Raw genomic sequence first — 26,691 nt, forward strand, 5'->3', positions numbered from 1 at the left:
GACGGCATGGGGGCGGGGGAAGGGTGGGGCGGCTGGAATTGCCTTTGGCCCGGAGAGAGATTGGCGCCGTGCGGTATCGAACGGGCTTTGTCGGACGCGGCGGCGGCGATAGCGTGGTCCAGACGATTCAGCATGGCGGTCGTCCGCCACGGTCCTTTGGGGTGCGGTATGCGTGTATCTCGACTTTGGTTGGCTATCGCGCTCGGGACATGGGGTCTTACCGGGGCGGCCCCGGCACGGACTGACCCGGCCAAGCCCGCGCCGCTTCCCAAGAACGAGCGCGTCGGTATCTGGCAACCGGTCGATGGGGGCGAGCAGATACCGCTTTGGTCACCCGATGTGGCGCTTGCCAAGCCCGACTCCGGGAATCGGCCGGAGGCGACCGGCAACGGCACTGGGCTGGTCGCGGGGCGGAAATGGCATTGGGCGACCTATGTCACCCGTCCGACCATGACGCTTTATCGCCCCACGGGGCCCGGCAACGGTGCGGCCTTGCTGGTCCTGCCGGGTGGCGGGTTCGAGGTGGTGGCGATGGACCTCGAAGGCACGGAGATCTGCGACTGGGCGGTACGCCAGGGCATGACCTGCGCCGTGCTCAAATATCGCACGCCGCAGGTCTGGCCGGTGGTCGATGGCCGGCAACAACGGCCCGAGACCCTGCTGGCGCTGGAGGATGCGCAGCGTGCCATCGGGCTGTTGCGCCAGCGGGCAAAAACCTACGGGATCGATCCGCACAAGATCGGCGTCATCGGCTTTTCCGCCGGGGCCTATCTCGCCGCGAATATGAGTAACACCGAGGCGCGCAGCTATCCGATCGCGGATGCCGCCGATCGCCAGTCCCCGCGTCCCGATTTCGCGGTCATCGCCTATACGGCGCGGATGCTGGACAACAGCAGGGGGAAGAATAATCTCGAATTACGCCCTTGGGTGACGATCAGTGCCAAGGCGCCGCCGACGATGATCCTGCATGCGATGGATGATCCGATGGACGACATCCGCCAGCCGCTGGCCTATGCGCTGGCGCTCAACGCGGCGAAGGTGCCTGTCGACATGCGGGTCTATGCCAAAGGCGGGCATGCGTTCGGCTTGCGACCGACCGCCGATCCGATCACGACGCAATGGCCGGAGCAGGTGCGGCAATGGTTGCAGGACATCGGCATGATGGCGAAGACTGCGCATCCCCGATAAGGCCAGGCGGGCGCTGTCTGGGGGTATGCGAGAACGAATGTCGATGAAAGCTGTTCGAGGCTTCTGTCGCATCGTCAGCCTCTACGAACGGGCACCGCTGCGCCAGTTGCTCGATCTCGATCCGATCGGGGCCGTCGACTGGATCGTCGTGACGTTGGCGCGGCGCATGGTACGGTTTCTGGATGGCGCGCATGCGGCCGAGTATCTCGACGGTCCAGCGGTATCGTCGGGCTGGCGCGGCAATTTCGTCTTCCTGCTGTTCTGGGCGATGCTGATCGCCGGTGCCGTCGCCCTGTTCGCCTGACACGGCGAAAGACGGAACCGGTCGGCTGGCCGCAACCCCGCTTGCCCCGCCCCGCGCCATCGCTTAGCGCTCACAGGATGAAGCGATTGGCCATTTACTGCGGGTCGGCGACCCCTTCGGACCCCCAATATATCGACACCGCACGGCAGGTCGGGCGTGGCCTGGCCGAGCGTGGGATCGGAGTCGTTTATGGCGGCGGGCGATTGGGCCTGATGGGCGCGGTGGCCGATGCGGCGCTGGCGGCGGGGGGCGAGGTGATCGGCATCATCCCGCAGGCGCTGGTCGATGCCGAGGTCGCGCATCGCGGCCTGACCGAACTCCATGTCGTGCCCGGCATGCATGAGCGCAAGAAGGCGTTCACCGATCTGTCCGACGGCTTCATCACCATCGCGGGCGGCACGGGCACGATGGATGAGCTGTGGGAAGCGCTGAGCTGGGCGCAGCTCGGCTATCATGCCGATCCGGTCGGGCTGCTCAACACGGGCGGCTATTACGACCATCTCGTCGCTTTCTGGGAGAAGATGGGCGAGGTCGGCTTCCTGCGGCCGCAGCACCGCGACCTGCTGATCGTCGACGCCACGCTGGACGGCCTGCTGGACCGGATGGCGGCGCATGTGCCGACCCAGCCGATCGTGCGCATGAACGCGGGCGATCTGTGAGCGACACCGCCGCCCCGAGCGAACGGGCGGCGCTGGTGGCGGCGGCCAAGGCCTCGATCGCGCGCGGCTCGAAGAGTTTCGCGGCCGCCAGCCTGTTGTTCGATCCCGAAACGCGCGAGCGCGCCTGGCTGCTCTATGCCTGGTGCCGGCGGTGCGACGACATCGCCGACGGGCAGGATCATGGCCATGGCATGACGCGTGTCGCGGATGCGCCCGCGCGGCTGGCCGAGCTGACCGACAAGACCGAGGCGGCGCTGGCGGGGCGGGTGGTGGGCGATCCCGCCTTCGACGCACTGCGCGTCGTCGCGGCGGAGACGGGGATGCCGCATCGCTGGCCGCGCGACCTGATCGCCGGATTCGCGCTGGACGCCGAGGACTGGCGGCCCGACAGCGAGGAGGATCTCTACCGCTATTGCTATCATGTCGCGGGCGTCGTCGGTTGCATGATGGCGGTGACGATGGGGGTCGCGCCGGAGGATGACGCGACGCTCGACCGTGCCTGCGATCTGGGCATGGCGTTCCAGTTGGCCAATATCGCGCGCGACATCGCCGAGGATGCGGGCGCCGGGCGGCATTATCTGCCGCGCCAATGGCTGGCCTATAAGAGCATCGCGCCCGATGCGATCATGGCCCCGTCGCACCGGCCGGGGCTGAGCGCGCTGGCCCGCCGGCTGACCGATCAGGCCGCCCTATTCGAGGCGAGCGCGCGGATGGGCACGCCCGCCTTGTCCTATCGCTCGGCCTGGGCGGTGCTGTCGGCGGCGGCGATCTACGGCGCGATCGGGCGCAAGGTCGCCAGGCGCGGACGGCGCGCCTGGGACAGCCGGGTCGGGACCAGCAAGGCGGAAAAGCTGCGCTTCATGACGGTGGCAAGCGTGCAGGCGGCGCGGCGGGACAAGATGACGATCGTCCCGCGTGATCCAACGCTTTGGACACGGCCCCGGTAATCCACCGCTCCGTTCAGCCTGAGCGAAGTCGAAGGCCAAGGGAGTACCCTTACCATCATCTTGGCATATGTTGAAGCGTGGCCTTCGACTTCGCTCAGGCCGAACGGGGGTAGAGGTTGAGACTCAGCCCCGCGACGGCTTGCGTTCGGCCTTTGCCATCTGCGCGCCGATGCGGCGGCAATCGGCACCGATGACCGGATAGGGCACGTCGGTGTTGGCGGCGATCCGGTTGGCGAGATCGGCGCGGCACTGGGCCATGGTTTCGTAACGGGCCGGGATCATCCGCGCCTCGGTGCAATCGACGCTGCCATCGCCGCAGCCCAGGATCGCCATCACATAGAAAATCGGTTGCATGTAACCGCCTCCACTTGCTGATAAAAACGTACGCAGCGGCCAGCGGTTCCGAAATCGCGCTTGTCGGATCGGGGAGCCGGTGTCATGCTTTGATAATACGGTCAAAGGGTGGGAGCATGACATGGTGTTCAAGGCGTTTTTGGCGGCGAGTGCGGCGATGATGGTGGCGCAGACGGCGATGGCGGCGGACGTGCCCCTGATCGAGCGGACCAAGCTGTTCGGCAACCCGACCAAGGTCGGTGGCCAGCTGTCCCCCGATGGCAAGTGGATCAGCTTCATCGCGCCGCGCGACGGCGTGCTCAACGTCTGGGTCGCGCCGATCGCCACGCCCGATCAGGCGCGCCCGCTGACCGCCGAGAAGGGGCGGCCGATCCGCCAGACCTTCTGGTCGCCCGATTCTCAGTCGATCCTGTTCGTCAACGACAAGGGCGGCGACGAGAATTTCCTGCTCTACGGCGTCAATGTCGCCACCGGCGCGCAAAAGGCGCTAACCCCGTTCGAAAAGACCCGGGTGCGCGTCATCGGCACCAGCGAGACGATCAAGGACCGCATCCTGATCGGCGTCAACAACCGCGATCCGCGCTGGCACGACGTGTATGAGCTCAACCTGACCAGCGGCGCGCTGACCAAGGTGATGCAGAATGACGGCTATGCCGGCTTTATCGCCGACGACCAATTGAAGCTGCGCATGGCGTCCAAGGCGCGGCCTGATGGTGGGTCCGACTATTACCGCGTGAACGGCACCACCGTCGAGGCGACGCCGGTCGTCCAGTTCGGGCTGGACGATTCGCTGACCACCGCGCCGATGGGCTTCACCGTCGACGGCAAGACGCTTTACTGGATCGACAGCCGGGGGCGGAACACCGCCGCGCTGATGGCGCAGGACGTCGCCAGCGGAAAGATGACGATCGTCGGCGAAAGCCCGAAGGCCGATGTGTCGGGCGCGCTGTTCAATCCCCGGACCGGCCGGATCGAGGCCTATGCCGTCGACTATCTCAAGAACGAATATCTGCCGATCGGCGACGCGGTGAAGGCCGACCTCGCCTTCCTCAAGGCACAGAACAAGGGTGAGTTCTCGGTCGGATCACGCACCGATGCCGATGACAAATGGCTCGTCACCTTCGACCCCGTCACCGCGCCCGCCTCGACCTGGCTGTACGACCGCAAGGGTAAAAAGCTGACCCAGCTTTATGTCAGCCGTCCCGAACTGGCCGATGCGCCGCTGGTGCCGATGGAGGCCGTCGAGATCCCCGCGCGCGATGGGCTGACGCTGGTGTCGTACCTGACCAAGCCCAAGGGCGTGACCGGGCCGGTGCCGATGGTGCTGCTGGTCCATGGCGGCCCCTGGGCGCGCGACGGCTTCGGCTATAACGGCTATCACCAGTGGCTCGCCAATCGCGGCTATGCGGTGCTGTCGGTCAATTATCGTGGCTCGACCGGTTTCGGGAAGAACTTCATCTCGGCGGGCGACCTGCAATGGGGCCGCAAGATGCACGACGACCTGATCGATGCGGTCGACTGGGCGGTCAAGCAGGGCGTGGCGCGGCCCGACAAGGTGGCGATCATGGGCGGTTCCTATGGCGGCTATGCGACGCTGGCCGGCCTGACCTTCACGCCCGACACGTTCGCCTGCGGCGTCGACATCGTCGGCCCGTCCAACCTGTTCACCTTGCTCAAGACGATCCCGCCCTATTGGGAAGCCGGCAAGCAGCAATTCTACAAGCGGATGGGTGACCCCACGACCGAGGAGGGTCGCGCGCTGCTCAAGGAACGCTCGCCGCTGACCTTCGTCGACCGGATCACGAAGCCGCTGCTGATCGGGCAGGGCGCGAACGACCCGCGCGTGAACGTGGCCGAAAGCGACCAGATCGTCGAGGCGATGGCGGCCAAGTCCATCCCCGTCACCTATGTGGTGTTCCCGGACGAAGGGCACGGTTTTGCCCGGCCGGCGAACAACATCGCCTTCAACGCGGTGACGGAGAATTTCCTCAGCCCCTGCCTGGGCGGACGCGCCGAGCCGATCGGGGAGACGCTGAAGGCTTCGACCGCGCAGGTGAAGCATGGTGGGGAGTTCGTGACCGGGTTGAAGTGAGGCGGGGTGGGGGCTCTGTGAGACACCTTGCCCTCCCCCAACCCCTCCCGCCTGCGGGAGGGGAGTCTTGTGGTAATTGGGGAAAGCGAGGACCTACCCAGCGTTAGGAAGGCCACCGATCGCCTCTAGCCGCTCCCCTCCCGCAAGCGGGAGGGGATGGGGGAGGGCAAGGCCACGGGCGACTTGCCCAGATGTGATCCCCAAGGCCACCCCCCATTGAACTTCCCCCTCATTCCGCCGACATGGGATCGACATGCCGCCACTCGACCCCACCGCCGGTACGCCTGACCGGCCGCTGATCCCGACGCTTCGCCGTTTCCTCCCCTATCTCTGGCCCGCCGGTGCGCCCGCGCTGCGGGTCCGGATCGTGGCGGCGATGGCGCTGGTCGTGCTGTCCAAGCTGATCCAGGTGCTGGGCGCGGCCTATACGCTCAAATTCGCGATCGACCGGATGGCGGAGGGCGATCGCAGCGCGGTGATGCTGATCGTGCTGCTGGTGATCGGCTATGCGGCGGCGCGGTTCGGCACGACGTTGTTCGACAATTTGCGCAACGCGGTGTTCGAGATGGTCGGGCAGGACGCAACCCGGCGATTGTCGGCGGACGTCTTCCGCCACCTCCACCGCCTGTCGCTGCGCTTCCATCTGGAGCGGCGCACCGGCGCGGTGACCAAGGTGGTCGAGCGCGGGACCAAGAGCATCGACACGATGCTGTATTTCCTGCTGTTCAACATCGCGCCGACGGTCCTTGAACTGGGGCTGGTGCTGACGATCTTCGGGCGCAGCTTCGGGCCGGTGCTGGTCGTCACCACGCTGGTGATGGTCGTCCTCTACATCGTCTTCACCCGCAAGGTGACCGACTGGCGCAACGCGCTGCGCACGCGGATGAACGACCTCGACACCGGCGCGGTGGCGCATGCGGTCGACTCGCTGCTGAATTTCGAGACGGTCAAATATTTCAACGCCGAGGAGCGCGAGGCGCGGCGGTATGAGAATGGCGTCGCCGCCTATGCGCGTGCGGCGACTAAGTCGGAAAACTCGCTCGCCTGGCTGAATGTCGGGCAGGCGGCGATCACCAGTCTGATGCTGGGCTTCGCCATGGCCTGGGTCGTGCGCGAATGGAGCCGGGGCGCGGCGTCGCCGGGCGACGTGGTGTTCGTCTCGACCCTGTTGTCGCAGCTGTTCCGCCCGCTCGACCTGCTCGGCATGGTCTATCGCACCATCCGTCAGGGGGTGATCGACATGGGCGCGATGTTCGACCTGATCGACACGCCCGCCGAAGTGGTCGATGCCCCCGGTGCGCCCGCGCTGGCGGTGACGGGCGGGCATGTCCGCTTCGACGATGTCGTCTTCGGCTATGAGCCGGACCGCCCGATCCTGAAAGGCCTGACGCTCGACGTGCCGGCAGGCACGACCTGTGCGGTGGTGGGGCCGTCGGGGGCGGGCAAGTCGACGCTCGCGCGGCTGCTCTACCGCTTCTACGATGTGAATCAGGGCGCGATCACCATCGATGGCCAGCCGGTGGCGGGGGTGGCGCAGGACAGCTTGCGCGCCGCGATCGGCATCGTGCCGCAGGACACGGTGCTGTTCAACGATACGATCGGCTACAACATCGCCTATGGTCGCGAAGGCGCGGGCGAGGCGGAGGTTGAGCGCGCGGCCAAGGGCGCGGCCATCGCCGACTTCATCGAACGCCAGCCCCAGGGCTATGCGACGCGGGTCGGCGAGCGCGGGCTGAAGCTGTCGGGCGGCGAGAAGCAGCGCGTGGCCATCGCGCGCACCCTGCTGAAGAACCCGCCGATCCTGATCCTGGACGAGGCGACCAGCGCGCTCGACAGCCGGACCGAGGCGGACATCCTCGCCACCCTCCAGGCGATCGAGCGCGGCCGCACCACCCTGGTCATCGCGCACCGCCTGTCGACGATCGTCCATGCCGACCAGATCGTGGTGCTCGATGGCGGCCGCGTCGCCGAGCGCGGTACGCATGGCGAGTTGCTGGCCAGGGGCGGGCTGTACGCCGAAATGTGGGCGCGCCAGGCCGCCGAGGTGGAAGAGGCGGCGGAGGACGCGCTGCCGGCGTGAACAAAATCCTCCCCTGCAAGGGGAGGTAGCAGGCCGAAGGCCTGACGGAGGGGTGTCCCGCTATCGAGAGGGCAACACCCTTCCGCGAGCTTTGCTGGTCCCCTCTTCCTCCACAGGGGAGAAATGTCAGCGACAGCTTAGCCGTATCTGCTTGGCCGGCTTGTCGAACACGATCGACGAACAGCGGATCAGCTGGTCCGCGCCGATCGACAGGCGGTCGCGCTTGATGTCGTGCTTGCCCTTGCCGGTGACCACCACCTCATTGGGGTCGGCATGCGCGTCGGCATCGACGATGGTATCGGTATGGCCGTGGTCGACCGTGCGCACACCGAGCGTCCCGATAGTCAGCGGCCCCATGGCAAGGGGCGTGGCCAGCGTCATGGTACGGACCGGCCGCTCGACGCCGAAGGCGATTTCCGCCGGGCTGGTCGAACCGGACAGCGTGCCGCCATAGGCCCGCGCCAGCCGCACGGCAGCGCCCGCATTGGCGAGCGTCCGGGGATGATGCGGATCGAAGCGGATGCGCAGCGGCTCGCCCTCCACCATGATGATCGCAAAGCGTTCCGCCCAACCGCCGAACAGGCCGCCTTGATCCACCATGGGGAAGCTGGTGGTCCGTTCGCCGGCGACGGGCTCGCGCAGGCGAAAGCGGATCACGGGGGCGGCCAGGCTGGCGGGGCCGAATACTCCTGCGACGTTCACGGCATAGGGTTTTGGGGTGAAGCCAATCCGAAGCTTGGCGGGTTCGACCTTCCCGAAGGCGACGCGCGCCACGGCGGTGCCGCCGGAGACCATGACCTTCGGACCGAAACCCATGGCGAATCCGAACATGCCGGCCTTCATGCCGGCCGCGTCGGCATAGTCGCGGGTGATAATCGGCATCGCCGGGGCGCCCGGATCAACCCGGATCGTCCGCGTGATGCCATTGATCGTGACCGGCTCCAGCCCATCGGGCGCGATCACCCGCTCAGGCGGCGGTGTCGCCGCGATGGAAAGGACAAGAACGGGTAATGCTGCAAGTCGGGCGGAATGAAAGGCCACGAACATCTACTCCCATAATGTTGCGCAGCCGCAACGTCAGGGAGGATCATGGCTGCAAAAAGGCCGGATCGGTTAGAATGGACCGCTATGGATGTGCCGTGATAAATCCTGCCACCGCCTCGACCACGCCGGGCGCCAGCGGCAGATTGGGATCGGCATAGGTCGCCAAATTGGCGCCCCGGCTGTCGCCCTCCACCGTCTTCAGCACATGGCCGACCTTGGGCAACAGCACGAGCGTGGCCTTGGGTTGCGCCGCCTTCAGCGCCTGTGCATCCGCCACCGTCACCTGGAGATCGGCCTCGCCCTGCACGATCAGCATCGGCTTGGTGATCGCGGCGGCCAGGGCGGCTGGGCGTTTGGCATAGAGGCTGATCACGAAGGGCTGTACCGCGTCGCGAAAGATCATCGACAGCGGCGGCGTCAGCGTCGCGGCCGGAACCGTCCTGCCCGCCGCCAGGGTGTCGATGAGGCGGTCGGCCTCGGGCAGTAGCGGTGCATTGGCGGGATTGGCGTGGATCTGCGCCTTCATGATCTCGGCCAGCGGTCGGCCGGGACCGGCCATCACGATCACGCCGCACAAGCCCGCCGGATCGGCGGCGGCGGTGGTCAGCGCGACCAGCCCGCCCTCGCTATGCCCCAGCACCCAGACGCACGGCGCGCCCGTCGTCTTGCGGATGGTCGCGATCCATGCGCGGGTATCGGCGACATAATCGTCGATCGTCACCCGGTCGGCATCGGGCACCGCGCCCGCGCTGGCGAACATGCCGCGCTTGTCGATCCGCACGCTGGCGATGCCCCTTGCCGCCAGCCCCTCGGCCAGCAGGCGGAGCGGGGCGGCCTTGATCCCCTGTGGGTTGTTGCCGTCACGGTCGCTCGGCCCCGATCCGGGAATCATCAACACGACGGGCGTTTTCGCGCCCTCCGGCCCCGTCCAGCTGCCTTTCAGCGGCCCCTGCGGGCCGGGCGCGGCGATGTCGCGGTCCGCCATCGGTGCGGTGGTGGCCAGCAGGGCGGCGAACAGCGTGACGAACGGCATAATGACCTACGCCTCCTAACTCTCGACCCCCAGCCCCCGTTCAGCCTGAGCGAAGTCGAAGGCCACGTACAGTCCTATCCCCAATCCCGTTTGTGGCGGCTGCAATCCCTTGGCCTTCGACTTCGCTCAGGCTGAACGGGGGAAGGGGTTGGGGGCTGGGGCTATTTCCGATCCAGCATCAGCGCCGCGGTCGCCTTCGCGCTGCCGACCACGCCGGGAATCCCTGCGCCCGGATGCGTGCCCGCGCCGACGAAATACAGGTTCGGGATCGAATCGTCGCGGTTGTGGACCCGGAAATAGGCGCTCTGCGTCAGGATCGGTTCCAGCGAGAAGGCCGAGCCCATATGCGCGTTCAAATCGGTGGCGAAGTCCGACGGCGCATAATGGAATTTGGTTACGATCCGCTCATGGATGTCGGGGATCAGGCGGCGGCCGACTTCGTCCAGGATGCGCTTTTCCAGGATCGGGCCGACCTCGTCCCAGTTCATCGGGAACTTGCCCATGTGCGGCACCGGGGCCAGCGCATAGAAGGTCGAATGCCCCTCGGGCGCCAGACTCGGGTCCGTGACGGTCGGGTGGTGGAGGTAGAGCGAGAAGTCCTCCGACAGCACGCCGGTGTCGTAAATGTCGGTCAGCAGCCCCTTATAGCGCGGACCGAACAGGATCATGTGGTGCGGGATGCCCGGCCAGCTGCCCTTGATGCCGAAATGGACCACGAACAGCGACGGCGAATAGCGCTTGCGCTCCAGCCGGTTGACCGTGCGTCGGGCCGAGCGGTTGTCGGACAGCAGGTCGCGGTAGCTGTGCATGATGTCGGCATTGGTCGCCACCGCATCCGCCTGGATCGTCAGGCCGCTCTTGGTGACGACGCCCGTCGCGCGGTCGCCCAGCGTCTCGATCCGGGTGACCGGATCGCCCAGGCGCAGCACGCCGCCGATCCGCTCGAACTGCGCGACCATGCCGGCGACCAGCCGATTGGTGCCGCCGCGCGCGAACCAGACGCCGCCGTCACGCTCCAGCTTGTGGATCAGCGCATAGATGGCGCTGGTCGTCATCGGATTGCCGCCGACGAGGAGGGTGTGGAAGGACAGCGCCTCGCGCAGCTTCTCCGACTTCACGAACTTCGACACCATGGCATAGACCGAGTTCCATGCCTGATACTTCGCCAGCGCCGGCGCGGCCTTCACCATCGAGGCGAAGTCGAGGAACGCGACATGGCCGAGCTTCTCATAGCCTTCGCGGTAGACGCCAGCGGCATAGTCGAGGAAACGGCCATAGCCGCCGATATCGTCGGGGTTCAGCTTGGCGATCTCGGCGCGCAGCTGGGTGTCGTCGTTGCTGTAATCGAAATTGGTGCCGTCGGCCCAGTTGAGCCGGTAGAAGGGGTGGACGGGGTCGAGCTGCACGTCCTCCGACATGCTACGCCCGGTCAGGCCCCACAGCTCCTCCAGACAGGCCGGATCGGTGATGACGGTGGGACCGGCGTCGAAGGTGAAGCCGTCGCGCTCCCAATAATAGGCGCGCCCGCCCGGCTTGTCGCGCGCTTCGACGATCGTCGTCTGCACGCCTGCCGATTGCAGGCGGATGGCCAGCGCCAGCCCGCCAAACCCCGATCCGATGACGACCGCGCTCTTCATGCGCGACCTCCCGACTTGCCGCGAAGCGCGGAGATGGCGCGCAGGATCGGCACCGGTGGCCGTCCGGTCAAAATTCGTGCCTTGTCGGCCATGGTCGATTGCCCCGCATAGAATCGCCCGATCAGGTCGGGCGCCAGTCGATAGAAACGCTCGAGCACGCGGTATCGCTCATCGGGCTCGGCGGCCTTGAACAACATCGTGTCGAGCATACGGTAAAAGCCGCGCGCGTCCCAGGCGTCGCGTGCCATGCGATAGGTCGCGTCGTGCAGGTCGGCACCGGCGAAGTCGGTCCGCTCGGCCAGCATCGCCGCCAGCCGGATGGCGTCGGGCAGCGAATAGCCGGTGGTCGGGTGGAACAGCCCGGCGCGCATCCCGGCCTTGGGCGTCTTGGCCCCGCCGCTGCGCCAATAGGCGTCGAAATCGCCCCCCATCGCGACCGGCAGGACGCCGGCCTCTTCATGCATCACCTCGGCCGTCACCCAGTCGCGCGCCTCGGCATAGCGTTCGATCCGCTGGACGATGGCGCGGCGGTTCAGCTCGGACGAGGTGGAGTAATAGGTGTCCTCGACGAACACCCGGTCCTCGGCGAAGGGCAGGACATAGACGAAGCGATAGCCGTCGATCTGCTTGACGGTGGCATCCATCACCACCGGCCGGGGGCAGCCATGCGGGCGCGACAGTCGCAATTCCTGCCCGACGAATTTCTGCCATCCGCACGACAGCGCCGACAGATCGCCCGCGCCGCGCGCGTCGATCACGCCCTTGGCCTCGACGCGGTCGCCATCGGCGAAGACGGCGGCGGTGGCCGATACCGCCAACACCTTGCGCCCCAGGATCAGCGCCTGGGGCGGCAGGACGCGGCGCACCTCGGCGTCGAGGCGGCGGCTTTCGATCGAATAATAGGTCTGGTCGAGCGTGCGCGAATGGGCGGGGAAGGCGACGTCATATTGCCGCCAGCCATGCGCGACCAGCCGCTCGACGATCCAGCGATCGCGCTTGGCGACATCGCTGCCGAAAAAGGACCAGACGTGATTGCCCCCGACCGTCTCGGCCGCGTCGATCAGACGCACGTCGAGCGAGGGATGCCGTGCCTTGAGCGCCAGCGCGATCAGGCCACCGGCCAGCCCCGCGCCAACAATCGCGACATCGCAGGAAATCGTGGCTGCCATCACGCCATCGCTACCGCAAAGCGATCCTCACGCAAAGGGTTGGTGGTGCGTCACAGCAGCACCGCGGTGTCGGGCGCGTCGCCGGTGGCGAAATCGCGCACGATCCTCCAGCCCGCCAGATCGATGATCGCCAGTCGATTGTTGTCGAGCGCGGCATAGAGCGTGGTGCTTCCCGCCGGCAGGTTCAGCCCCGGTGCGGCGGCGGGCAGGGGCAGGCGCGCCTCCTCCGCCAGGGTGCCGGGCACGTGACGGGTCAGGCTCTTGTCCGCCTGGTTCGACACGATCAGCCGGCCATCGGGCTGGACGATCACCCGCACCGCTTCGCCGCGCAAACTCGTGCGGGCGCGGGGACGAAGCGTCGTCGCGTCGAGGGCGTGAAGAATGCCCGTCGGACGGTCGACGACATAGAGCGTCCGCTCGTCCGGGCTGAGCGCCAGGCCTTCGGGGGCTTTTCCGATATGCTGCTTCACGGGGGCGAAGCTGGCATCGTCGGGGTTCACCATGATGACCACGCCGCTCATCGTGTCGGCGATATAGGCGCGGGCGCCGTCACGGCGGACGACGAAATAATGGCTGCGCGCGCCGCCGACCGGGATCATCCGGTCGGGCGTGTCGGTGGTGGCGGGCGTGTCGAACCGCGCGAGCAGGCTGTCGGTCTCGGACAGCGCATAGAGTCGTCCCTGCGCATCCATCCGCATCCCGTGCCAGCGACGATGCGGGGCCAGGTCGATGGTGCGGGCCAAGCGTCGCTCGGCGAGATCGATCACCCAGAGCTGATGCCCGCCATCGCCGGCGGCCTGCCAGCCCTTGACCCCATACCCACCGATATAGGCGTAGCGGCCTGCGGGATCGGCGACCATCTCATGCGGCTGGGTGCCCAGTGCCACGCTGCCCAGGCGGCGGCCATCGGCGATGTCGTAGAAGGCGACGCGGCCTTCGCCCTTCTCGACCAGCGCAAGCGTGCCCGTGCCCGTAGGGGCGGCAGCCTGCGCCCGTCGCCATGCGATCGGCAGGGTCGCCGCCACCCCCAGAGCCGCCAGACCCCATAGGCCTTGACGGCGATCGATCAGCGACATGGGGTGGGCCTTCTTTCCGGACGATGGGGTATCGGGGGGACAGACGCCGGCCGAGGGGTATCGGTTCCGTTGCCGACGTGGATCATCATCGCCTGGCGCAGGAAAGCGGAGGGCGGGTGGAGCCAAGCCCGCCGCGATGCGTCTTTTCGGCGCGAAGGGCGCCCGCGCATGTTGCGGTGAAACGGCCCATTGAATAGGTGAACCGCATGATCCGCACCCTGAACGAAAGCGTCGCCGTCGCCCCCCAGATTCGTCCCGAGGACGTCGCGGCGATCAAGGCGGCGGGCTATGCCGCCATCGTCAACAACCGTCCTGATGGCGAGGAGCCGAACCAGCCAACCGGCGACGCGATTCGCGCGGCGGCCGAGGATCAGGGGCTGGCCTATACCGCCATCCCCGTGACGCCGGGCGGGTTCAGCCACGAGATGGTCGACCAGATGACCCAGGCGCTGGTCGAGGCCAAGGGGCCGGTGCTGGCCTATTGCCGCTCGGGCACGCGCAGCTGCAATCTGTGGGCGCTGGCGGCGGCCAAGGCGGGGCGCAACCCGACCCTGATCGTGATGCAGGCGGAGTCGGCGGGCTATGACCTGTCCGGCCTGCGTCCGACGCTCGAAGCGCTGGCGAGCGCGAAAGGATGAGCCTGCCGCTGGCCGGGACCATGGTCGGCTGGGCGGTGGCGGGTGTGGTCGCGGGCATGGTGCTGGGCGGCACCGGAATCGGCCTGCTGCTCCGGCGGCGGCGCGACCGCCGCGTCGGCTCGCCCGAGGATGTGGCCGCCGCCGCCGAGGCGGCGCTGAGCGGCTTCACCGTATCGGGCGCGGTGGTCGGCGCGGACGGGCAGGGCGCGCTGGCGGTGGCGACCGATGGCCGGGTGGCGGCGATCAAGCTGCAGGGCCGGGTGCTCGCGGTGCGCGAAATTCCCTGGACCCGTGTGCGCTCGACCACCGAGGGCATCATCGCCGAGGTCGAGGGGCGGTTCGGGCCGGTGACGCTGGCCGGGGTCGATGTGCTGGACATCCGGCGGCTGAAGGCCTGATCCGCTATTCCTCCCCTGTAAGGGGAGGTGGCATCGCGTCAGCGATGACGGAGGGGTATAACCCTATCGAGAGGGTGACACCCCTCCACCAGCTTCGCTGGTCCCCCTCCCCTTACAGGGGAGGAACGATGTCTACTTCGCGCGGAGTTCGCGCTCCCCCTCATACATATAATCCCGCGTGACCGGCACCGAGAGCCGCCCGCGCGTCAGCTGCACCTGATAGTTGCACAGGCCGCCATTGCGGAACGCCGCGCCCGCGCCCGCCAGATAGAAAAGCCACATGCGATAGAAACGCTCGTCATACAGCTCGACGATGCGATCCTTCGCCGCGACGGTGCGGTCATACCATTCGTCGAGCGTCCAGCCATAATGGCAGCGCAGCACCTCGACATCGGTCAGGAACATGCGCAGCCCCTCCTGCGCGCGGACGATCTCCGACAGCGCGGGGTTATAGCCGCCGGGGAAGATGTACTTGGTCGTCCAGTCATCGGTGACGCCCGGCCCGTTCAGTCGCCCGATAGTGTGGAGCAGCATCACGCCGTCCTCGGTGAGGAGGTCGCGGCACTTGCGGAAGAAGGTGCGATATTGCGGCGGGCCGACATGCTCGAACATGCCGACCGAGACGATGCGGTCGAACTTCCCCTCCACCCGGCGATAGTCGATCAGCTCGAACTTCACCTTGTCCGACACGCCCAGCGCCTCGGCGCGCTGGCGCGCGACCTTCAGTTGTTCCTCGGACAGGGTGACGCCCAGCACCTCCGCCCCGCACATCTGGTGCAGATAGAGCGCCATCCCGCCCCAGCCGCAGCCGATGTCGAGCACCCGCATCCCCGGCTCGATGGCGAGTTTGGCGGCGATATGCGCCTTCTTGTCGCGTTGCGCCCGCTCCAGATCGTTCTTGGGATCGGTGTAATAGGCGCAGCTATATTGCTTGTCGGTGTCGAGGAAGAGTTCGTACAGCGTGCCCGACAGGTCGTAATGATGCGCGACGTTCTTCTTCGATCGGCGCTCCATGTTGATCCGGTCGATACGGTGCTTGACCGCACCGCCCGCGCGCACCAGCCAGGATGGATTGAGGTTCGCGCGACCCGCTTCCCATTTGTCGTTGGCGGTCAGCAGTTCGACCAGATCGCGGACATCGCCCTTCTCGACGACCAGCCGGCCATCCATGAAGGACTCGCCCGCCGCCAGCGCGGGGTTGCGCACGATCTGCCCGGCGACGCGGCTATCCGTGAAACGGATCGCGACATCGGGATAACCGGGCTCGGGCGCGCCGAATTCGCGGACCTTTCCGTCATGATGGGTGAGGGACAGGCGGCCCTTGCGGACCGCGCGCGACAGAAAGAGATCGATCAGCGCCATATGGCACCGCCTAGTGCCTTAAATACCGGCATACCAGTCATAATCGACATGGTCTTCCCAATACCCGCCTTTGCCCAAACCTATGTTGGACAGGCTGTCGACCGCATCGATCCGCATCAGATATTTGGCGTGCTTATAGCCCAATTGCCGCTCGACCCGCAGCCGCAGCGGCGCGCCATGCCCGACATCCAGCATCCGGCCGTTCATCCCCCAGGCGAGGATCGTCTGGGGGTGGAAGGCATCGATCAGGTCGAGCGATTCATAATAGGGCTGGCCGCCATAAAGGTCGGCGCAGGTGAAGACGACATAGCGGGCGCGGTCGCTGATGTTCGCGGCCTTCAGCACATTGCCCAGCATCGGCCCCGTCCACTCGCCGATCGCACTCCACCCCTCGACACAGTCGTGGCGGGTGATCTGGCGGCGCGCGGGAAACTCACCGATCTGGCGCAGCGAGAGCGACAGGGGCGTGCCGACCAGCCCGCCGACCTTCAGCCGCCAGTCCTGAAAACGGTTTTCGACCAGCGCCCGATATTCCGGCGTCCCCGGATCGCGCGTGCCGTTGGTGCGGAACACGGGCGACATCTGGTCGCGGCGATATTCGGGGGCGAGTGCACCCCGGTCCATCAGCGCGCGTTGCAGGCCCTTCTGCATATCCTCCCCCGCGAACAGGATCTTACGCGCGGTCGGTTGCTGGATGATCTTGTCGCAGCCTGCGAGGAGCAGCCCCGCACCGCCGGTCAGTATGGCACGGCGCCGGATCAACTCGGGGATCATTCGGGCACCCTCCAACGGCCGGTAATCATCGAACGCACCTCATTGCCCGCACCCGCCAGGATGACGAGCACGAGATGGACGATGGTGAAGAGTGCCAGCACGCTGGCGGTGATGAAGTGGATCGAGCGCGCCGATTGTCGCCCGCCCAATATCTCCAGCACCCAGGGCCAGGCCGCGTTCATCCCTGGCGACAGCGCGATGCCGGTCAGGATGGCGAGCGGCAGCGCGACGAACAGGACCAGCACATAGCTGAGCTTCTGGAACAGATTATACGCACGCGGATCGCGCGGATTATGAAAGCGGAAGGCCAGATGCTGCTTCAGATCGGCCCACAGCGCGGCGGGGCGCAACTCTCGCCCCCGGATGCGCAGATCGCGCTGGAAATGCCGCGTCACCAGCCCGCCGATCATATAGGCGAGCAGCCCGAAGCCGAGGACCAGCGCGAAGAGCAGATGCCAGCGCCGCGAGATCGCCAGATTGTAATTGGCGGGAATGGTCAGCCAGCTCGGAAAGCGCGGCAGGGTCGCCCAGGCGGGATCGAAATTGGCGCCGTACCGCCCCCAATAGAGCCGGGGATGCGCGTTCGAGATGCCCAGCCCCGACCCCAGCAGGATCAGTACCGCCACCGCGTTGACCCAGTGCCACACCCGCGTCACGACACCGTGACGACGGATGACGCGCGGCCGATCGGCTCCTTGCGGGTCTGGCGGCGTTTGGGATTCCATCAACTCTTCTCCGACGGGGCAAGCATGACCGAGGATTGGCATTTCTACGAACCCGTCAACGGCCATGGGCTGACGCATGATCCCTTGAACGCGATCGTCGCCCCGCGCCCGATCGGCTGGATCGGCAGCCGGTCGCGCGCGGGCATCAACAATCTGGCACCCTACAGCTTTTTCAACCTGTTCAACTACCGCCCGCCGCTGCTCGGCTTCGCGTCGCAGGGGTGGAAGGATTCGGTCGCCAATATCGCGGATACCAAGGTCTTCACCTGGAACCTGGCGACCGTGGATCTGGCCGAGCCGATGAACGCCAGCGCGGCGATGGTCGGGCCCGAGGTGGACGAGTTCACGCTGTCCGGGCTCGCGATGGCGGAGGGCAGGCTGGTCGCGGCGCCGCGCGTGGCGGCCAGCCCGGTGTCGTTCGAATGCCGGCTGACCCAGCTGATCCGGCTGGAGACCAAGGAGGGGCGCGAGCTCGACCAGTGGCTGGTCCTGGGCGAGGCGGTGGGCATCCATATCGCCACCGCGATGATCGACGACGGCATCTATCAGACCGCCCGCGCGCGCCCGATCCTGCGCGGCGGCGGCCCGGCCGATTATTTCGAGATTACCGAAGCCGCCCGTTTCGAAATGCGGCGGCCGGGTTGAGGATCGGCGCGGACCGGTCCGCGGCCATGGGCGGCGCGGAAAATTCCTGTTATCGTGTCTGGGCTTAACACTAAGGGAGAGTGGTTCGTGAAAGCATTTGCCCCCCTCATTCTCGTCGGTGCGCTGTCCCTGGCGGCGTGCGACCAGAAGACCGGTTCGACCACGGTGACGACCAATGCCGCGACCGGCGAAGTGACCGAAAGCCGCAGCGGCGAAGGCTCGCCCGCCGCCAATCTCCAGCCCGGCAAATGGGAGATCAGAACCCAGGTCAGCGACCTGAAGATGGCGAACATGCCCAAGGGCGTCAGCGCGAACCCGCCCGCCCAGACCAACAGCGTCTGCGTCACCGCCGAACAGGCGGCCAAGGGACCGGCGGAACTGTTGAAGGGCGCGGGCTCGGACTGCACGATCAACAGCTCGAACTTCGCGGGCGGCAAGGTCGAAAGCGACCTGACCTGCAAGATGCCCGGCGACATGACGATGAAGAGCAAGACTACCGGCACCTTCACCGCGACCAGCTTCACCACCGATCAGCAGATGGAGATGACCGGCGCGCATCCGATGTCGCAGAAGATCCACATCGAGGGCCGCCGCATCGGCGAGTGCGATACGGCGAAATAACCTCGCCCGGACCCGGAGGACGGATTGGCCGCCCTCCGGGTTTCGTCAGCTCATGGCAGGCGTCTTGCGGGTGGCGCCCTTGGTGAATTCGGCGAAGGTCAGCAGCCGGTCCGGATCGACGTCGAGCAGGCGGAAGATGTTTTCGGAAAATTCACGCGCCATCGCGCTGCGCTTGTCGAGCGGAACCTTGGCATTCGCCTCGGCATGCGCGGCGAAGCTGCGCTCGATACGCTGTTCCATCGCGGCGGTCAGTTCGGCGAGCGTCAGCCGCTGATCGTGGTTGCGATCGGCCGCATCGAAAAACGCCTCGTCAAAGGCCATGTCGATCTTCAATTCGCGCGCCGGTGATCCGGGCGGCGTGATCGGCGACACGGCGGTTTGCAAAGCCAGGACCAGGCACAGCGCGATCATCATGTCTCTCCCCGTCGGCGCCTCTCGGTACGGAGGCGTCATAATCTCGGGGCCGCGCCCTGAACGGATGATGAAGCGCGTGGCCGGATCGTCACCGCCGATCGTCGCCATGGCCTTCATCCAAAATTAACGACGCGATGTTAGCGTTAAATCGATTTCAGGAAACGGAGCCGTGGTTCGCCACTGGCTCCAACGTGCGGTTTGACCCGGGGGGGCATCACGTCGCGCGGTCCATGACGATGCTCCCCAGCGGCGACGTGCGGGGCGGGTCGTCGTGACGCGCATTTCGATCCTTCGAGGTTTTCGATGCTGTCCGAACTTCAGGCCTTCCATGGCGACATTCTGAAGGCGATGCGTGTTCATTATACGCTGTGCCAGTCGGTCACCCCCGATCGGACGGCGCTGTCGGCCGTTCGGTGGCAGATGGCACAGGCCGGGCGCGTGCGCATGCAATTCCTGAACGATGTCGTCTTTCCGATCGCCGAGCAGCATGCGGACTCGCCCAGCGGCACCGCGATGCTCGCCTTGCGCGCGGCGATCCCCGCCTATCGGCAAAAGATTTCGGCCTTTGTTGCGATCTGGTCGGCCAATGCGATCGCCGCCGACTGGGACGGATACCGCGCGGCGGCGCTGGGGCTGCGCCCGACCATTCTGCAATTCCTGCGCAACGAGGAAACCCATCTCCGGGCGCTGATGGCGGATCTGGGGTCGCCGGTGCCGGCAAACCTGCCGTCGTTGTCCTATGCCACCGGCCCCGGGATCGGCGCCACCGCCTGATCCTTGCCCGAGAGCATGGGCAGGGGGCTCAGGCGATATAGCCCCGCCAGAAGAACACCAGCGTGGTGACGGTGGTGAGCAGCAGCGTCCAGGCGCGGATCAACCCGGCGGGCAGTTTGCGACCGATCAGCGCACCGCTCCACCCGCCGACGATGCCGCCGAGCAGCATCGGCACGCACTGCGCCCAGGCGACCATGCCGGTGACGACGAAGACCAGGGTCGCCGCCGCATTGGCGGTGGCGAGCATCAGCGTGCGCGGGGCGGCGAGCTGCGCCGGATTGCGCCCCGACAGCAATCCCCAGGCGGCGGTCAGCATCATGCCGATGCCGCCCCCGAAATAGCCGCCATAGACGCCCAGCACCGCCTGCGCGCTCATCAGCGCGCGCGGTCCCGGCCGGGCGACCCGCGCCAGCCAGTCCGAGGCATGCCGCCCGCCCGCGATCGCCAGCGTCGCGGTCAGCAGCAGCCAGGGTACGATCAGGTCGAAGGCGCGCGGCGGGGTCAGGAACAGCAGGAGGCTGCCCAACAGCGCGAAGACGAAGGTGAGCACGGCCATGCGCCGCATCGACACGCCCATCACCGGCTCCAGCCCATGGCGATAGGCCCAGACGCTGGCCATGGCGGCGGGCTGGAGCGCGACATTGGAGGTCGCATTGGCGATGGTGGAGGGCAGGCCCAGCGCGATCAGCGTCGGCATGGTCGAGAAGCTGCCCCCACCCGCCAGCGCGTTCATCGCACCCCCGACAAAGCCCCCGGCGGCGGCCAGTGCGAGAAAGGTCCAGTCGATCATCGGATGGGGTAACGCATGGTGCGGTGCAACAGTGCCTCACCGCCGACGGTGGTTCAAGCGAAGGCCTATTCCTCCCCTGTAAGGGGAGGTGGCGCGCGCAGCGCGTCGGAGGGGTGTCCCGCTATCGAGAGCGGAACACCCCTCCGTCAGGCATGACGGCCTGCCACCTCCCCTTCCAGGGGAGGAAAGATATCACCCCAAGGCTGCGAACTTCTCTTCCGCCTCGCGGTCGAGCTGCGCGCGGCTCTTCTTCTCGGCGGCGGTCTTCAGCTGGCCGCAGGCCGCGTCGATGTCGCGCCCGCGCGGGGTGCGGACGGGGGCCGAGATGCCGCCCTCGAACACGATGTCGGAGAAGCGGCGGATGCGCTCCGGCGTCGAGCATTCGTAATCGGCGCCAGGCCAGGGGTTGAACGGGATCAGGTTCACCTTGGCGGGCAGGTCGTAATGGCGCAGCAGCCGGACCAACTCATGCGCATCGGCGTCCGAGTCGTTCTTGTCCTTCAGCATCACATATTCGAACGTGATGCGCCGCGCGTTGTTGGCACCGGGATAGTCGGCGCACGCCTGCAACAGCTCCTCGATGCCGTATTTCTTGTTCAGCGGCACCAGCTCGTCGCGCACGTCCTTGGTGACGGCATGGAGCGACACGGCCAGGTTCACGCCGATCTCCGCGCCCGCGCGCGCCATCATCGGCACGACGCCGCTGGTCGACAGGGTGATGCGACGCTTGGACAGCGCTAGGCCGTCGCCATCCATCACCAGCTTCAGCGCATCGCGCACCGCATCGAAATTATAGAGCGGCTCGCCCATGCCCATCATGACGATGTTGGTCAGCATGCGCCCTTCCGGCTGGCTGGGCCATTCGCCGAGCGAGTCGCGCGCCAGCATCACCTGCCCGACGATCTCGCCCGCGGTCAGGTTGCGCACCAGCCGCATCGTGCCGGTGTGGCAGAAGCGGCAGTTCAGCGTGCAGCCGACCTGGCTCGATACGCACAGGGTGCCCCGATCGGCGTCGGGGATGAACACCATCTCATAATCCTGCCCGTCGGGCGAGCGGAGCAGCCATTTGCGCGTGCCGTCGCTCGACACCTGCGCCTCGACCACCTCGGGACGGCCGATGACGAAACGCTCCTCCAGCCAGGGATGCTGCGCCTTGGCGATGTCGGTCATGTCGGCGAACCGCGTCGCGCCGCGATTGTAGAGCCAGTGCCAGATCTGCTTCGAGCGCAGCTTGGCCTGTTTCAGCTCCATGCCGGCGGACAGCAACGCCTCGCGTAACTGTTCCTTGGTCAGGCCGATCAGGTCGACACGACCATCGGGACGCGGCTGCACGCCACGCGGCACGGGCACGGGATCGATGTGCCCGGGGATGGGCATGGGGGCGGCCGAAACTGTCTGCATCGCGCGGCCATAGCGTAAAATCGCGGCGATTTCCACAGGGTCGAAGCCGGGCGTCAATTCCTCCCCTGTAAGGGGAGGTGGCAGGCCGAAGGCCTGACGGAGGGGTGTCGCGCTATCGAGAGGGGTGACACCCCTCCGACGCGCTGCGCGCGCCACCTCCCCTGCCAGGGGAGGAAGGCCATTTAACCCGCCACACACGCCAGCGTCGCCGCATCGATCGCGGCGGCCGCGCCGGCCAGCGCATAGGTGTCGGCGAAGGGGCGGCGGCGCGGGTCGACGGCGGAGACGCTCATGCTGCGGCCCGATCGCATCGCCATGACCAGCGCATGGTCGGTGGCGCCATCGGGGGCCCAGACGTCGCGGTCGGTGCCGACCAGCGGAAAGCGGCGCTCGCCGATCGCCAGCGTCACCGGCGCGGCGCGGTCGCGCGCGGCGCTGAGGTGCAGGTGGAAGGACGCGCGCAGTCGCCGGGCGGGCCAGGTGGCGACGGTGGCGAACCCGCCGGGGCGGCCATTGGCAAGCACGGGCTGAGCGATGGCATAGCAGCGATCGGGATCGCGAAACGCACCCCAGCCCTTGTAGACGCCGATCGTCTGCCGCGCGGCGAGCGGCGTCGCCAGCAACGCGATCCCCAGCAACAACGCCGCCCGCCCGCTCACGTCGCCGCCGCACCCATGCCGCGATGGATCAACGACTCGGCGCCGTCCGCGATCATGACGATCGACCCCTGCGGCAAGCGCTCGGCCACTGGCACGCCGCAATGGGGATCGTCGGGCAGGCCCAGCATCAGCCCACGCAGCACCCGGCTGGACAGGCCATGCATCACGACCAGCCGGTCGCCGTCATGATCGTGGGTGTCGGACAACCAAGCCGCCAGCCGCGCCGCCATCGCCGGATAGGTCTCGCCATCGGGTGCGCCCACCGCCATGCCATGCGGATGGACGACCGGGCCGTGGCGCGCGGTCAGCGCGGTCAGCGTCTCGCCGCCCCAGCTGCCAAAGCCCAGCTCGATCAACCGCATATCCTGCCGCGTAGCATGCCAGTCGACGCGCAGATGTTCGGCGATCACCGCCAGCGTCTGGAGCGCACGCCCGGTCGGCGAGGACCAGAGCGTCAGCGCGGGCGACTCGCCCATCCGGGCGGACAGCGCTTCGCCGATCGCCTCGGCTTGGGCGAAACCCCGCCGGGTCAGGGGTGTGTGCAGCTCGACCCGGTCGCCCTGGATGCGTCCGATCCGGTTGAATACCGTCTCGCCATGCCGGGCGATGAAGTCGCGTCCCCGTCGCGGGGGCAGGGCGGTGGCGGTCGACATGGCCCTTTCCCTGTCGCGGCTGTTGCGCGGATGCAACGCTTTTTCCTGTTTAGCTGAGGTTCATGCAACGCAGGCCGTTCCGCGCCATTTAAGCCCCCGACCGCCATTGTAACGGCGGCCTGTACAGTAACGGAGTAGTTTATGCGTAAGCTCATGCTCGCCACCCTGGCGACCTCGGCCGTCCTTGCCGCCGCCGCGCCGGCCACCGCCCAGACGACCACGGGCCAGCCCTTCACCGGTTTCCGCGTCGAAGGCCTGATCGGCTATGACAGCCTGAACGACCGTCAGGGTCAGGACAGCAGCTCGAGCGACGGCGTGCTTTATGGCGCCGGCATCGGCTATGACATCCCCGCTGGCCCGGTGATCCTGGGCGCCGAGGGTGAAATCTCGGGCAGCAGCTCGGACACGCGCAGCAACGGCATCCGCGTGCCCGGCGACGAATTCCGCCTGGGCGCGGGGCGCGACCTCTATGCCGGCGCGCGTGTCGGCTATGCGATCTCGCCCGTCGCACTCGGCTATGTGAAGGCCGGCTACACCAACGCCAAGTTCGATGCGCGCTACACCACGGCGGGCGTCACCACCGTCAATTCGCAGGAAGTCGGCGGCTATCGTTTGGGTGCGGGTCTCGAATATGCGATCAGCCCCAACACCTTCGTGAAGGGCGAATATCGCTACTCGCATTATGACGAGCTGGACGGCGTCGGCATCAACCCGAACCGCCACCAGTTGATGGCCGGTCTGGGCCTGCGCTTCTGACGACAAGCGGTTTTCCACATTAACGGTGGTTTTACCCCAATGTTGGAGGGGTCGGAGCCTTGCTCCGGCCCCTTCTTCGCGGGTAGGAACCAAGGCCATTTATCACTATCGGAATCGGACCATGCGGTCGTTCCGGCGGGGGATTTCGAGATGAAGGCGACGATCGAACGCGCAACGCTGCTCAAGGGATTGAGCCATGTCCAGTCGGTGGTGGAGCGGCGGAACACGATTCCGATCCTCTCCAACGTGCTGCTGGAGGCGACGGCCGAGGGCCAGCTGCGCATGATGGCGACCGACCTCGACCTCCAGATCAACGACAGCGTGATGGCGGCGGTCGACCAGCCGGGGTCGACCACCGTGTCGGCGCACACGCTGTTCGACATCGCGCGCAAGCTGCCCGAGGGCGCGCAGGTCCAGCTGACCGCCGCCGAGGGGCGCATGACCATCGTGGCGGGCCGCGCGCGCTTCTCGCTCGGCACGCTGCCGCGCGACGACTTCCCCGTGATCGCCGAGGGCGAGCTGCCGACCCAGTTCGAGCTGTCGGTCGAGTTGCTCAAGCAGATCATCGACAAGACGCGCTTCGCCATCTCGACCGAAGAGACGCGTTATTATCTGAACGGCATCTTCCTGCACGTCGCCGAGGATAATGGCGCGCCCGTGCTGAAGGCCGCCGCCACCGACGGCCACCGTCTGGCGCGTGTCACCATCGAGCGTCCGCAGGGTGCCGAGGGCATGCCCGACGTGATCGTCCCGCGTAAGTGCGTCGCCGAGCTGCGCAAGCTGCTCGACGAGGTCGACGGCTCGGTCGGTGTGTCGCTGTCGGGCACCAAGATCCGCTTCGACCTGGGCCAGGCGATCCTGACGTCGAAGCTGATCGACGGCACCTTCCCCGATTACAGCCGCGTCATCCCGACCGCGAACGACAAGATCCTGAAGCTGGACCCCAAGGCGTTCATGCAGGGCGTCGACCGCGTTTCGACCATCGCGACGGAGAAGACCCGCGCGGTGAAGATGGCGCTCGACCGTGACCGGATCACCCTGTCGGTGACCAGCCCCGAAAACGGCACCGCATCGGAAGAGGTGCCGGGCGAATATACGTCGCTGGGCTTCGAGATCGGCTTCAACAGCCGCTATCTGCTCGACATTCTCGGCCAGATCGACAGCGACTTGGTGGAAGTCCACCTGGCCGACGCCGCCGCCCCGACCCTGATCCGCGAGAATGACAAGGCGCCGGCGCTCTATGTGCTGATGCCGATGCGGGTGTAAAACCCAAATCCTCCCCGCTTGCGGGGAGGGGGACCACCCGCAGGGTGGTGGAGGGGGATCGCCGCACGGCGCGTCCTGTGTGGATGCCCCCCTCCGTCAGGCCTTCGGCCTGCCACCTCCCCATGCTGGGGAGGATCGTTTAAGGCGGTCCCAATGCTCACCCGCCTTGTCCTCACCGATTTCCGCAATCATGCCGACCTCGCGCTGACCCCCAGCGCGGGATTTGTCGTGCTGACCGGCGAGAATGGGGCTGGCAAGACCAACGTGTTGGAGGCGGTGTCGCTGCTCGCCCCCGGGCGGGGGCTGCGCCGGGCCGCGCTGTCGGCGATGGCGCGGCAGGGGGGCAAGGGCGGGTTCGGTGTCGCCGCGACGATCGTCGGCGATGTCGAGATCGCGACCGGCGCGCTGCCTTCCGCGCCCGAGCGGCGGGTGGTACGGGTACAGGGGGCGGCGGCGAGCGCCAATGCGCTGGCGGACTGGCTGTCGGTGCTGTGGCTGACTCCGGCGATGGATCGGCTGTTCGTCGAGCCCGCGTCCGAGCGGCGGCGGTTTCTCGATCGGCTGGTGCTGGCGCTGGCCCCGGCGCACGGGATGCACGCCACCCGCTATGACGCGGCGATGCGCGAGCGCAACCGGCTGCTCGCCAGCGACGGTCCGGTCGATCCCGATTGGCTGAGTGCGCTCGAGGCGCGGATGGTCGAGCATGGTGCAGCGGTCGATGCCGCGCGCGTCGCGGCGGTGGCGGCGCTCGACCAGCGGCTGGTGGAGGCACCCGACAGCGTGTTCGCGCGCGCCTCGCTCGCGCTGGAGGGGGAGGCGGTCGATCCGGCCGGGTTCGCCCATGCGCTGGCGATGGGGCGCAGGCGGGATGCGGCGGCGGGGCGGACTTTGGTGGGGCCGCACCGGGCCGACCTTTCGGTGACGCATGTCGCCAAGGGGCAGGCGGCGGCGCTGTGTTCGACCGGCGAGCAAAAGGCGCTGCTGCTGGGCATCGTGCTGGCGCATGCCGACCTGGTGACCGAGCGGCGCGGGGTGCCGCCGGTGCTGCTGCTGGACGAGGTGGCGGCGCATCTCGATCCCTCGCGCCGGGCGGCGCTGTTCGAGCGGCTGGCGGGGCGGGGGCAGGTGTGGATGACCGGGACCGAGCCTGGGTTGTTTACGGACGTACCGGGGGAGGCGACGCGGGTTATGTTTTAGGTGGGGCTCGGTGAGACACCTTAGCCCTCCCCCAT

The 26,691-nt window shown here is 67.2% G+C and carries 28 protein-coding genes; 14 read left to right on the forward strand and 14 right to left on the reverse strand.

Annotated features, from left to right (window positions below):
- The first annotated feature begins 189 nt into the window (after window positions 1-189).
- The 4 genes from ACQHGV_RS00525 (at window position 190) to ACQHGV_RS00540 (ending at window position 3,098) form a co-directional block, all read left to right on the forward strand.
- Entirely contained in the window at window positions 190-1,188 is a 999-nt protein-coding gene (locus ACQHGV_RS00525) for an alpha/beta hydrolase (RefSeq protein ID WP_440979029.1), read from the forward strand.
- Between the two features lie 43 nt (window positions 1,189-1,231).
- Entirely contained in the window at window positions 1,232-1,492 is a 261-nt protein-coding gene (locus ACQHGV_RS00530; RefSeq protein ID WP_440979030.1) for a hypothetical protein, read from the forward strand.
- 77 nt (window positions 1,493-1,569) lie between these two features.
- Window positions 1,570-2,151: a TIGR00730 family Rossman fold protein gene (locus tag ACQHGV_RS00535; protein WP_440979031.1), complete on the forward strand. Its 582-nt coding sequence runs from the start codon at window positions 1,570-1,572 to the stop codon at window positions 2,149-2,151.
- Entirely contained in the window at window positions 2,148-3,098 is a 951-nt protein-coding gene (locus ACQHGV_RS00540) for a phytoene/squalene synthase family protein (RefSeq protein ID WP_440979032.1), read from the forward strand. The genes ACQHGV_RS00535 and ACQHGV_RS00540 overlap by 4 nt, the downstream gene beginning before the upstream one ends.
- 123 nt (window positions 3,099-3,221) lie before the next feature.
- Here the strand turns inward: ACQHGV_RS00540 and ACQHGV_RS00545 are convergent, their stop codons facing one another.
- The gene (locus ACQHGV_RS00545; RefSeq protein WP_440979033.1) at window positions 3,222-3,452 is read right to left on the reverse strand and encodes a hypothetical protein; all 231 of its coding nucleotides are present in this window, start codon (window positions 3,450-3,452) and stop codon (window positions 3,222-3,224) included.
- Between the two features lie 121 nt (window positions 3,453-3,573).
- On the opposite strand from ACQHGV_RS00545, the gene ACQHGV_RS00550 reads away from it, so the two are divergent.
- Both ACQHGV_RS00550 and ACQHGV_RS00555 read left to right on the forward strand, forming a co-directional pair.
- Window positions 3,574-5,544 carry an alpha/beta fold hydrolase gene (locus tag ACQHGV_RS00550; RefSeq protein ID WP_440979034.1) on the forward strand — a complete coding sequence of 657 codons (1,971 nt, stop codon included), beginning with the start codon at window positions 3,574-3,576 and terminating at the stop codon, window positions 5,542-5,544.
- A gap of 253 nt (window positions 5,545-5,797) precedes the next feature.
- Window positions 5,798-7,624 carry an ABCB family ABC transporter ATP-binding protein/permease gene (locus tag ACQHGV_RS00555; RefSeq protein WP_440979035.1) on the forward strand — a complete coding sequence of 609 codons (1,827 nt, stop codon included), beginning with the start codon at window positions 5,798-5,800 and terminating at the stop codon, window positions 7,622-7,624.
- Window positions 7,625-7,750: 126 nt separating this feature from the next.
- Here ACQHGV_RS00555 and ACQHGV_RS00560 read toward each other — a convergent pair whose 3' ends face one another.
- The 5 genes from ACQHGV_RS00560 to ACQHGV_RS00580 all read right to left on the reverse strand — a co-directional run bounded on the left by ACQHGV_RS00560 (window position 7,751) and on the right by ACQHGV_RS00580 (window position 13,583).
- Window positions 7,751-8,587: a hypothetical protein gene (locus ACQHGV_RS00560; RefSeq protein WP_440979036.1), complete on the reverse strand. Its 837-nt coding sequence runs from the start codon at window positions 8,585-8,587 to the stop codon at window positions 7,751-7,753.
- Window positions 8,588-8,750: 163 nt separating this feature from the next.
- Window positions 8,751-9,701, reverse strand: coding sequence for an alpha/beta hydrolase (locus ACQHGV_RS00565; RefSeq protein ID WP_440979037.1), 951 nt, complete (start codon window positions 9,699-9,701; stop codon window positions 8,751-8,753).
- Window positions 9,702-9,862: 161 nt separating this feature from the next.
- Window positions 9,863-11,437, reverse strand: coding sequence for a phytoene desaturase (locus ACQHGV_RS00570; protein WP_440980099.1), 1,575 nt, complete (start codon window positions 11,435-11,437; stop codon window positions 9,863-9,865).
- Window positions 11,335-12,507, reverse strand: a complete 1,173-nt coding sequence (gene crtY / locus ACQHGV_RS00575; protein WP_440979038.1) for a lycopene beta-cyclase CrtY — start codon at window positions 12,505-12,507, stop codon at window positions 11,335-11,337. The genes ACQHGV_RS00570 and crtY overlap by 103 nt, the downstream gene beginning before the upstream one ends.
- A 50-nt stretch (window positions 12,508-12,557) precedes the next feature.
- On the reverse strand, window positions 12,558-13,583 hold the full coding sequence (locus ACQHGV_RS00580; RefSeq protein WP_440979039.1) for a YncE family protein: 1,026 nt from the start codon (window positions 13,581-13,583) through the stop codon (window positions 12,558-12,560).
- Window positions 13,584-13,789: 206 nt separating this feature from the next.
- Between ACQHGV_RS00580 and ACQHGV_RS00585 the strand changes: the two genes are divergently transcribed.
- Window positions 13,790-14,221, forward strand: a complete 432-nt coding sequence (locus ACQHGV_RS00585; protein ID WP_183952526.1) for a TIGR01244 family sulfur transferase — start codon at window positions 13,790-13,792, stop codon at window positions 14,219-14,221.
- Window positions 14,218-14,619, forward strand: coding sequence for a hypothetical protein (locus ACQHGV_RS00590; RefSeq protein ID WP_183952525.1), 402 nt, complete (start codon window positions 14,218-14,220; stop codon window positions 14,617-14,619). The genes ACQHGV_RS00585 and ACQHGV_RS00590 overlap by 4 nt, the downstream gene beginning before the upstream one ends.
- A 132-nt stretch (window positions 14,620-14,751) precedes the next feature.
- On the opposite strand, the gene ACQHGV_RS00595 is transcribed toward ACQHGV_RS00590, so the two are convergent.
- The 3 genes from ACQHGV_RS00595 to ACQHGV_RS00605 are packed head-to-tail and all read right to left on the reverse strand — an operon-like array spanning window position 14,752 to window position 17,480.
- The gene (locus tag ACQHGV_RS00595; protein ID WP_440979040.1) at window positions 14,752-15,981 is read right to left on the reverse strand and encodes a class I SAM-dependent methyltransferase; all 1,230 of its coding nucleotides are present in this window, start codon (window positions 15,979-15,981) and stop codon (window positions 14,752-14,754) included.
- Window positions 15,982-15,999: 18 nt separating this feature from the next.
- Window positions 16,000-16,755 (reverse strand): molybdopterin-dependent oxidoreductase, encoded by a 756-nt coding sequence (locus ACQHGV_RS00600; protein ID WP_183952523.1) that lies wholly within the window; start codon window positions 16,753-16,755, stop codon window positions 16,000-16,002.
- Window positions 16,752-17,480, reverse strand: coding sequence for a cytochrome b/b6 domain-containing protein (locus ACQHGV_RS00605; protein ID WP_440979041.1), 729 nt, complete (start codon window positions 17,478-17,480; stop codon window positions 16,752-16,754). Before ACQHGV_RS00605 ends, ACQHGV_RS00600 begins: the two co-directional genes overlap by 4 nt.
- A 24-nt stretch (window positions 17,481-17,504) precedes the next feature.
- On the opposite strand from ACQHGV_RS00605, the gene ACQHGV_RS00610 reads away from it, so the two are divergent.
- Window positions 17,505-18,125: a flavin reductase family protein gene (locus ACQHGV_RS00610; protein WP_440979042.1), complete on the forward strand. Its 621-nt coding sequence runs from the start codon at window positions 17,505-17,507 to the stop codon at window positions 18,123-18,125.
- A gap of 87 nt (window positions 18,126-18,212) precedes the next feature.
- The gene (locus ACQHGV_RS00615; RefSeq protein ID WP_409789489.1) at window positions 18,213-18,746 is read left to right on the forward strand and encodes a DUF3617 domain-containing protein; all 534 of its coding nucleotides are present in this window, start codon (window positions 18,213-18,215) and stop codon (window positions 18,744-18,746) included.
- Window positions 18,747-18,791: 45 nt separating this feature from the next.
- On the opposite strand, the gene ACQHGV_RS00620 is transcribed toward ACQHGV_RS00615, so the two are convergent.
- On the reverse strand, window positions 18,792-19,268 hold the full coding sequence (locus ACQHGV_RS00620; RefSeq protein ID WP_440979043.1) for an EF-hand domain-containing protein: 477 nt from the start codon (window positions 19,266-19,268) through the stop codon (window positions 18,792-18,794).
- A 195-nt stretch (window positions 19,269-19,463) separates the two neighbouring features.
- On the opposite strand from ACQHGV_RS00620, the gene ACQHGV_RS00625 reads away from it, so the two are divergent.
- A complete protein-coding gene (locus ACQHGV_RS00625; RefSeq protein ID WP_440979044.1) occupies window positions 19,464-19,934 on the forward strand; it encodes a hypothetical protein in 471 nt (156 codons plus the stop codon).
- A gap of 28 nt (window positions 19,935-19,962) precedes the next feature.
- On the opposite strand, the gene ACQHGV_RS00630 is transcribed toward ACQHGV_RS00625, so the two are convergent.
- The 4 genes from ACQHGV_RS00630 to ACQHGV_RS00645 form a co-directional block, all read right to left on the reverse strand.
- Complete coding sequence (locus ACQHGV_RS00630) at window positions 19,963-20,724, reverse strand: sulfite exporter TauE/SafE family protein (RefSeq protein WP_440979045.1); 762 nt, start codon at window positions 20,722-20,724, stop codon at window positions 19,963-19,965.
- Between the two features lie 192 nt (window positions 20,725-20,916).
- The gene (gene rlmN, locus ACQHGV_RS00635; RefSeq protein ID WP_420854072.1) at window positions 20,917-22,101 is read right to left on the reverse strand and encodes a 23S rRNA (adenine(2503)-C(2))-methyltransferase RlmN; all 1,185 of its coding nucleotides are present in this window, start codon (window positions 22,099-22,101) and stop codon (window positions 20,917-20,919) included.
- 206 nt (window positions 22,102-22,307) lie between these two features.
- Window positions 22,308-22,784: an invasion associated locus B family protein gene (locus tag ACQHGV_RS00640; protein WP_440979046.1), complete on the reverse strand. Its 477-nt coding sequence runs from the start codon at window positions 22,782-22,784 to the stop codon at window positions 22,308-22,310.
- Window positions 22,781-23,437 (reverse strand): histidine phosphatase family protein, encoded by a 657-nt coding sequence (locus ACQHGV_RS00645; protein ID WP_440979047.1) that lies wholly within the window; start codon window positions 23,435-23,437, stop codon window positions 22,781-22,783. Before ACQHGV_RS00645 ends, ACQHGV_RS00640 begins: the two co-directional genes overlap by 4 nt.
- Before the next feature lie 141 nt (window positions 23,438-23,578).
- On the opposite strand from ACQHGV_RS00645, the gene ACQHGV_RS00650 reads away from it, so the two are divergent.
- From ACQHGV_RS00650 to recF, 3 genes are all read left to right on the forward strand, one after another.
- On the forward strand, window positions 23,579-24,193 hold the full coding sequence (locus tag ACQHGV_RS00650; RefSeq protein WP_440979048.1) for an outer membrane protein: 615 nt from the start codon (window positions 23,579-23,581) through the stop codon (window positions 24,191-24,193).
- Between the two features lie 150 nt (window positions 24,194-24,343).
- Entirely contained in the window at window positions 24,344-25,459 is a 1,116-nt protein-coding gene (gene dnaN / locus ACQHGV_RS00655; RefSeq protein ID WP_440979049.1) for a DNA polymerase III subunit beta, read from the forward strand.
- A 153-nt stretch (window positions 25,460-25,612) separates the two neighbouring features.
- Complete coding sequence (gene recF, locus ACQHGV_RS00660; protein ID WP_440979050.1) at window positions 25,613-26,656, forward strand: DNA replication/repair protein RecF; 1,044 nt, start codon at window positions 25,613-25,615, stop codon at window positions 26,654-26,656.
- Window positions 26,657-26,691 lie beyond the last annotated feature (35 nt).

The sequence above is a fragment of the Sphingomonas pseudosanguinis genome, assembly GCF_052056765.1.
GTDB lineage: Bacteria > Pseudomonadota > Alphaproteobacteria > Sphingomonadales > Sphingomonadaceae > Sphingomonas > Sphingomonas pseudosanguinis.